The sequence below is a fragment of the Kitasatospora sp. NPDC058965 genome (assembly GCF_042741245.1).
In the GTDB taxonomy this organism is placed as follows: domain Bacteria; phylum Actinomycetota; class Actinomycetes; order Streptomycetales; family Streptomycetaceae; genus Kitasatospora.
This window is the reverse complement of sequence record NZ_JBHYKG010000063.1, coordinates 7,962-9,500: the sequence shown is the minus strand read 5'-3', so window position 1 is coordinate 9,500 and position 1,539 is coordinate 7,962. Positions and strand designations below refer to the sequence as shown.

Sequence of the window (1,539 nt, the reverse complement as noted above, 5' to 3'; positions counted from 1 at the left end):
GGTCCCCCTCTCCCCCGTTCACCCACCGATCCCCCAGCGAGGTTCCTGTGTCCTCCCACCGCGAAGCCCCCGAGATCTCCAAGGACCCGGTCGCCGACAGCACCGACGTCTACGCCTTCGTCAGCCCCGACAACTGCGACACGGTCACGCTGATCGCCAACTACCTCCCGCTGCAGGGACCGGCCGGCGGGCCGAACTTCTACGAGTTCGGCGACGACGTCCTCTACGCGATCCACATCGACAACGACAACGACGGCCGCCCGGACGTCAGTTACGAGTTCCGTTTCCAGGTCGAGGTCCGCAACCCCGACTCGTTCCTGTACAACACCGGTCCGATCGGCTCGCTGGACGACCCGAACTGGAACCGGCGCCAGACCTACACCGTCACCCGCGTCGAGGGCGGGGACCGGCGCCGGGTGCTCGCGCAGGGCCTGGCCTGCCCGCCGTGCAACATCGGCCCGCTCTCCACCCCCGACTACCCGGCGCTGGCGGCCGCGGCCGTGCACCAGCTGGACGGCGGCCGCTCGGTCTTCGCCGGCCAGCGCGCCGAGGGCTTCTACGTCGACCTCGGGGCGATCTTCGACCTGGGCACCCTGCGCCCGTTCCAGCAGCTGCACGTGATGCCCGCCTTCACCCAGCCCGCGCCGGGGGTGAACACCACCAAGGAGCTGAACGTGCACAGCATCGCGCTCCAGGTGCCGATCACCGACCTGACCCGGGGCGGGCGCAAGCCCGGCGACGTCGCCGACCCGCACGCGACGATCGGTGTCTGGACCACGGCCTCCCGCCGCCAGGCCCGGGTGATCAACCCCACCGGCCGCGACACCGCCTCCGGCCCCTTCGTCCAGGTCTCGCGGCTGGGCAACCCGCTGTTCAACGAGGTCATCGTCCCGATGGGGAAGAAGGACCTGTGGAACTCCCAGCCCCCGGCGGACGACAAGAACTTCGCCCAGTACGTGGCGAGCCCGGAGCTCGCCAAGCTCCTCCCGGTGCTCTACCCGGGCGTCTTCCCCAACCTGGCCGCCTACACCAAGCCGCGCGCCGACCTGCTCGCCATCCTGCTCACCGGCATCCCCAGCGGTGTCGTCCCCGGCTTCCAGAACTACACGGGCGACACCCAGGCCGACATGCTCCGCCTGAACGTCGCCGTCCCGCCGGCGACCTCGCCCAACATCCTGGGCCTGGTCGCCGGTGACGCGGCCGGCTTCCCGAACGGCCGCCGCGTCTTCGACGACGTGGTCACCGTCGAGCTGCGCGCGGTGGCCGGCCTCACCCTGCCGCTGGTCGACCCCGCCTTCACCCCCGACGCCGCCACCAGCCAGATCACCGACGGCCTCACCCCCGCCAGCGTGAAGAACCCGTACCTGACCACCTTCCCGTACCTCGGCGTGCCGTACGACGGCTACTCCACCCCGTCCAACTGACCGCCGCCGTGGGGGGGGGGGGGGGCCGCCCCCCCCCCCCCCCCCCCCCCCCCCCCCCCCCCCCCCCCCCCCCCCCCCCCCCACCCCCCCCCCCCCCCCCCCCCCCCCCCCCCCG

At 72.8% G+C, this 1,539-nt stretch carries 1 protein-coding gene; it reads left to right on the top strand.

Annotation, left to right across the window (positions count from 1 at the left end):
* Window positions 1-47 precede the first annotated feature (47 nt).
* The gene (locus tag ACFW1A_RS13510; RefSeq protein ID WP_380408385.1) at window positions 48-1,424 is read left to right on the top strand and encodes a DUF4331 domain-containing protein; all 1,377 of its coding nucleotides are present in this window, start codon (window positions 48-50) and stop codon (window positions 1,422-1,424) included.
* Window positions 1,425-1,539 lie beyond the last annotated feature (115 nt).